The organism is Candidatus Arsenophonus triatominarum, assembly GCF_001640365.1.
Taxonomy (GTDB): Bacteria; Pseudomonadota; Gammaproteobacteria; order Enterobacterales; family Enterobacteriaceae; genus Arsenophonus; species Arsenophonus triatominarum.
Map to the genome: position 1 here is coordinate 1 of NZ_LWMI01000078.1, position 5,022 is coordinate 5,022.

Sequence of the window (5,022 nt, forward strand, 5' to 3'; positions counted from 1 at the left end):
AATGGTTCATGTAACCCAAACTTGTTTTTATCCAATAGCGACAATAACCCTTTTGGCATCGGTAACAATCGCTGAACGTCAGCTTTTAAGCCTTCAATAACACCGTTTCGTGTTACATGTTTTGAGATATTCAAATATTCCCCTTGAATATCGCTATAATCCAATGCCAATATTTCGCTTATCCGAAGCCCAATCACCGATGCCAAGATGAAGGCAATCTTTTCTCTGACGGGCGCTTCTTCAATCATCCTATCCACATTCTCAAACGCCGGAATGAAAATAGGCTTTTCCCCTTTTCTTTTCAATTTTGGAATTGGACTGACACCAACATTTCGCATTGCTTTCAGCAGCAAATAGGCAGAATGCAGATGTTTAAGCGTATTTTCCGGTAAACCGTTAAATTCACTCGGGCGAATATTCAACGCCATTTTTGCTTGCAACGTTTCGTCAATCGAAAACAAGGCATGTTTAATCGTATCGAGCGAACTTTGCCGTAAATGCCCCGTTTCACACTGAAAGACCTTTTTCCCCACATAAAACTGAATCAACTTGCGAAGATGCCAATCTCGGCATTGCTCTTTTTCTTTTGCCATCATCGCCAAAAATCGCTCAGATTCGCTCAGAAAAAGAAAATGGCAAGCAGCTTCCCGCGTTTTAAAGCTTTTATGAAATCGTCCTGCTGGATTTTCGTAATGCACACGAAAACCCTCGCTATCATGGCGAGTTTTGACTTGTTTAATTGAACTCATTTGCGATTATCGCTTTGTTGTTAACCTGGCCACAATTTTTGCTTGATTAAGACAATCTTCTATCATCTTGCCTCTTCTACTAGCTGGCTGTTTGCGATAATAGCGGATGGCTTCACGGGTGGCTAAGCTGGCGACAGAGGTAGAAAAGCCCAGCTTGATTAACTCGGCCTTAACATTGGCTTCGATGAATTGCTCAGGAGTCATCCTTCTAACCTCATGCTTCCACCAATTAAATCAAGGGGGATTTGAGATAACTCCATTACTGTTTTTTCAGCTTTTTTAAGAATGGGTAAATCATCTTGACGCTTACGTAATCGACGACCAGCATCCGAAGAGTCTTTATCAGACTCTTTTCTGGCTGTAGCAACAATATTTTGTAATTGCTCAATAGTAAAAGCTAATCCTTTATTTTCTTCCAACTCCGTCATGTAGTCATAGATTTTAGCCTGTAACTCATAGCTGTAACTCATTGCCATTAGACAGGCTTCACGTTTTGGAAATCGGTAAATTTTTCGAATAGACTGGGCACCGTTTCCAGTGGTGAAAATATCATCAGCTAAAAATTTAGCAGATGTTTCTCCAAGAACTTTGGGTACTTTTGCCATAAAATTATTGTGCTGTAACTTGCGATATTTTTTGCAAGGAAACGTTAATCTCTCTGCTTCCGCTTTTGATTTCCGCTCCGCATTAATATAGTCCACCATTTCCAGACTGGTCATTGTTGGCATTTCTGTTACTAAAAAATTGTCATTTTTAGTTGTTACTAATTTCATCGTACTTTTCCTTATAGAAAATCGAACCTGCGCGCACAGAACAGCCGCCCACAGAAAAGCACCATTTTAAACGGCGTTCTTCAGGCTCGACTTTCACCCGTCCATTGTTGTCGTAATCCACCCGAGGACGGGATAATTCAGCTTTCAGTACGTCAAGTTCTTTTATGCCTGAACTGAGACTGATTAACAGGCCATCGGTAAATTGATTGATGAAACGTTTGTCATCCGGATATTTTTCCAAATGCATGATACACCGCCAGGTATTAAAAAAACGGTCTCGGACGCCCCACCAGGCTTGCGCCTTAATATTCGCGAACATATCTTTATTGGTTTTTCCCGCCACATATTTTGCGTCAGGTTTAAAGACAGCCCCACCCGCGTTGAATCCGGTTGCGGTGATATGACATGTCCGTCGTAGATGCGCTTTCACCCCTGCCCCTACCCCGATGGAGTCATAGATGATTTCATCGGCATGGACTTCCTCAGCATAGTTTTTGACTCGGTTTGCTGAGCTGATCACGTCGCCTTTACTCCACTGCTGGCAATCCGTGACAACCGATCCGTGTACAAACGTGAGGGCGTTGCTGTCATCGCCCTCATCTGCAACGTCAAAACCGAGTCGTTTAGCCCCCGTTGTCAAAAACCCCAGTTTGATATGGGCATCAATGGCCGCCTGTACCCATTCGGCGGGAATTAAGATACCTTCAACAGACGCCTGATAGTTCAAATCCAGTTCCTGCGCCACAATGACCGGATTATCGATTTTCAGGCACTCTTTTTCGTACCATTGTTCATCTTTACGGGGGTCATTGCGCCAGTGAAAGGTAAACACCGGAATACGTCCACTGTGGCGTTTTTGGGCAAAAGGATTGTCCATCCCATTAACCGAACTTAAGTCAATGCGGCAGCGGGTAGTTTGCGATAGGGCAGCATCAATCAATAGCGGACGAGGCAAAAAGGCGGCTTCGTCGACGAAATAGAGTGTCGTCCGGTCACCCCGTCCAATATTGTCCCCCGCTTCACCCTTGATAATGGCGCCGGTGTTTGGAAAATTGACCCGCATATAAGGCGCGTGTTTTTTCGCTACCCAGCCTCCCCGAAACTCTTGCGGTAAAGTTTCAATAAACTTACGGGCTTTCCAGAACAACGCTTTCGGGTCACCGGTGCTGTCAACATACTCTTCTTTGCGGGAGCCAAAGCCAATTACCATCTCTTTATTAAAGAGACATAAAGCGCATGCGAGTGCAATTGACGTCCAGCTTAAGCCCATTTCGCGGCTTTTTTCGGTAATACCGTTTTCACGTCCTTTCCAGCGTGTCATTATCCAGTCAATCCATGCTTCCTGTTTCGGGAACAGCAAAAAAGGAATAGTCACCGGTAACCCGTAATCGACATTTCGTGGGTCTGTCGTCATGCCCCAGTCAATAATAAACTGCGCGGGATTATCCTTATAAAATCGGGTTAATCGTTTAAAACTTTCCGGCTGCTGGCGTAACCGTTGTAGACGCTCATCGCGCCACTCAAATACCTTAAAATAATCTGGTTTTTTAAAGTCAAAAGGAAAAGGTAACGGCATAGGAATTTGTCCGGAAAAAAGCGACTCAAAAAAATATTTTGCACATAAACGTGTACATAAAAATACAAAAAATGGGGTTAAACTCATATAATCAATTGATATTAAATAAATATTTAAATTTAATATCATTTATAACATAAATAAGTAAGCGATTTTAACCCTTTACCCCATCAGTTTTTGGTACGCTTCTGCGGCCTCTTCTAAAGTCATTTCTCGAGTAATTGCATTTTGCGGTAGTATATCTTCTGGTATAGGGCTACCTTGCAATTGCTTAATTTCCAGTAATAAGGTAGTTGGTATAGGAATGCCTTCTATCTCTAAAAATTGCGCGGCCTCTAGTGAAGTGATTTCGGCTGATTTTTTTCGCTCGAGTATCGATCTTAAGTATTCTTTTTGTTGATGCTTTTCATCGTTAAAGAAGACTTCATTGATCCCCATCTTTTTGTAAACGGCAATATCATTGTGACTAGGCAATACTTCTTCTATCGTTGTCGTTTCGCCGTCTGCCGTGGTTTTAATAATTTTGCGTTTTCGGATTTTGGTGTTTTGCCTTGCTGTTTCTGCTAGCTCTTTTTTCAAAATGTCGGCCGCATGATGAAAAGCATGATCAAATTCGTAATAATCCTTTCGCCAATTTCTAATCGTTTTTTCATCCACATGCAGCCATTTTGCAATGAAATGATTTGATACTTTGCCTTTCACCAAAGACAGGTTGATCACGTCATCAATATACGCTTTTTTATATTTAGCTTTCCCTGACATGACAACCTCTTTTTAACCTTTGTGCAACATTCGTAAAATTAGCCATTTTGGGTGCGGACTTATTTTGCGGAAGTATGCGAAAAAAATCCCTCTTCATGCGTTGTTATTATTAGGTTTTCCAATTTTCAAAATGCGGAAGTATGACTGCGGAATTATGCGTTTTTGGCTATTCTGTAATTTTTTACCTGAATCCCTTTGATGTAAAGCAATTAAGGTTTTAACCCCATTTACCTTAATGATTAAAAAATGAACGCAAATGTTAAAAATTTAACTCAAAAATTGACCCTGAAAATCGACCGTAAATATTTGAGGTGGTCTCAATGTTTTATGACCCAGCATTTTAGAAATAACATGAATATCATTCCGTTTTTTGATAAGACGTACCGCTGCAAAATGCCGTAAGTTATGAAATTTCCCAATCCTGAATTTTTCCAGTAATTCCTTAACAATTCCTGTCGTACTGTAATTTAACGACAGTCTTTTCACTGATTGACTGACAATTAATGGTTCATGTAACCCAAACTTGTTTTTATCCAATAGCGACAATAACCCTTTTGGCATCGGTAACAATCGCTGAACGTCAGCTTTTAAGCCTTCAATAACACCGTTTCGTGTTACATGTTTGAGATATTCAAATATTCCCCTTGAATATCGCTATAATCCAATGCCAATATTTCGCTTATCCGAAGCCCAATCACCGATGCCAAGATGAAGGCAATCTTTTCTCTGACGGGCGCTTCTTCAATCATCCTATCCACATTCTCAAACGCCGGAATGAAAATAGGCTTTTCCCTTTTCTTTTCAATTTTGGAATTGGACTGACACCAACATTTCGCATTGCTTTCAGCAGCAAATAGGCAGAATGCAGATGTTTAAGCGTATTTTCCGGTAAACCGTTAAATTCACTCGGCGAATATTCAACGCCATTTTTGCTTGCAACGTTTCGTCAATCGAAAACAAGGCATGTTTAATCGTATCGAGCGAACTTTGCCGTAAATGCCCCGTTTCACACTGAAAGACCTTTTTCCCCACATAAATGAATCAACTTGCGAGATGCCAATCTCGGCATTGCTCTTTTTCTTTTTGCCATCATCGCCAAAAATCGCTCAGATTCGCTCAGAAAAAGAAAATGGCAAGCAGCTTCCCGCGTTTTAAAGCTTTT

Annotated in this window: 8 protein-coding genes; all 8 read right to left on the reverse strand. The window is 41.2% G+C overall.

From position 1 onward, the window contains the following. The coding region (locus AYJ55_RS23300; RefSeq protein WP_063658111.1) for a site-specific integrase at window positions 1-749 on the reverse strand (749 nt) is incomplete at its 3' end. 6 nt (window positions 750-755) lie between these two features. After that, on the reverse strand, window positions 756-953 hold the full coding sequence (locus AYJ55_RS23305; protein WP_063657645.1) for a hypothetical protein: 198 nt from the start codon (window positions 951-953) through the stop codon (window positions 756-758). Further along, window positions 950-1,522 carry a hypothetical protein gene (locus tag AYJ55_RS23310; RefSeq protein ID WP_063657676.1) on the reverse strand — a complete coding sequence of 191 codons (573 nt, stop codon included), beginning with the start codon at window positions 1,520-1,522 and terminating at the stop codon, window positions 950-952. The genes AYJ55_RS23305 and AYJ55_RS23310 overlap by 4 nt, the downstream gene beginning before the upstream one ends. Beyond that, window positions 1,503-3,098: a terminase large subunit gene (locus tag AYJ55_RS23315; protein ID WP_162505850.1), complete on the reverse strand. Its 1,596-nt coding sequence runs from the start codon at window positions 3,096-3,098 to the stop codon at window positions 1,503-1,505. The genes AYJ55_RS23310 and AYJ55_RS23315 overlap by 20 nt, the downstream gene beginning before the upstream one ends. A 162-nt stretch (window positions 3,099-3,260) precedes the next feature. After that, a complete protein-coding gene (locus tag AYJ55_RS23320) occupies window positions 3,261-3,860 on the reverse strand; it encodes a hypothetical protein (protein WP_063657649.1) in 600 nt (199 codons plus the stop codon). Between the two features lie 267 nt (window positions 3,861-4,127). Further along, window positions 4,128-4,499, reverse strand: coding sequence for a tyrosine-type recombinase/integrase (locus AYJ55_RS23325; RefSeq protein ID WP_162505849.1), 372 nt, complete (start codon window positions 4,497-4,499; stop codon window positions 4,128-4,130). Then, entirely contained in the window at window positions 4,475-4,618 is a 144-nt protein-coding gene (locus tag AYJ55_RS31320; RefSeq protein ID WP_187153373.1) for a site-specific integrase, read from the reverse strand. The genes AYJ55_RS23325 and AYJ55_RS31320 overlap by 25 nt, the downstream gene beginning before the upstream one ends. A gap of 85 nt (window positions 4,619-4,703) precedes the next feature. Continuing rightward, complete coding sequence (locus AYJ55_RS31325) at window positions 4,704-4,892, reverse strand: hypothetical protein (protein ID WP_187153374.1); 189 nt, start codon at window positions 4,890-4,892, stop codon at window positions 4,704-4,706. Window positions 4,893-5,022: the final 130 nt, after the last annotated feature.

Bases quoted from the DNA above. Each gene is read 5' to 3' on its own strand.
- AYJ55_RS23305 (WP_063657645.1), bottom strand. From the start codon at position 953: ATGACTCCTGAGCAATTCATCGAAGCCAATGTTAAGGCCGAGTTAATC.
- AYJ55_RS23310 (WP_063657676.1), bottom strand. From the start codon at position 1,522: ATGAAATTAGTAACAACTAAAAATGACAATTTTTTAGTAACAGAAATG.
- AYJ55_RS23315 (WP_162505850.1), bottom strand. From the start codon at position 3,098: ATGCCGTTACCTTTTCCTTTTGACTTTAAAAAACCAGATTATTTTAAG.
- AYJ55_RS23320 (WP_063657649.1), bottom strand. From the start codon at position 3,860: ATGTCAGGGAAAGCTAAATATAAAAAAGCGTATATTGATGACGTGATC.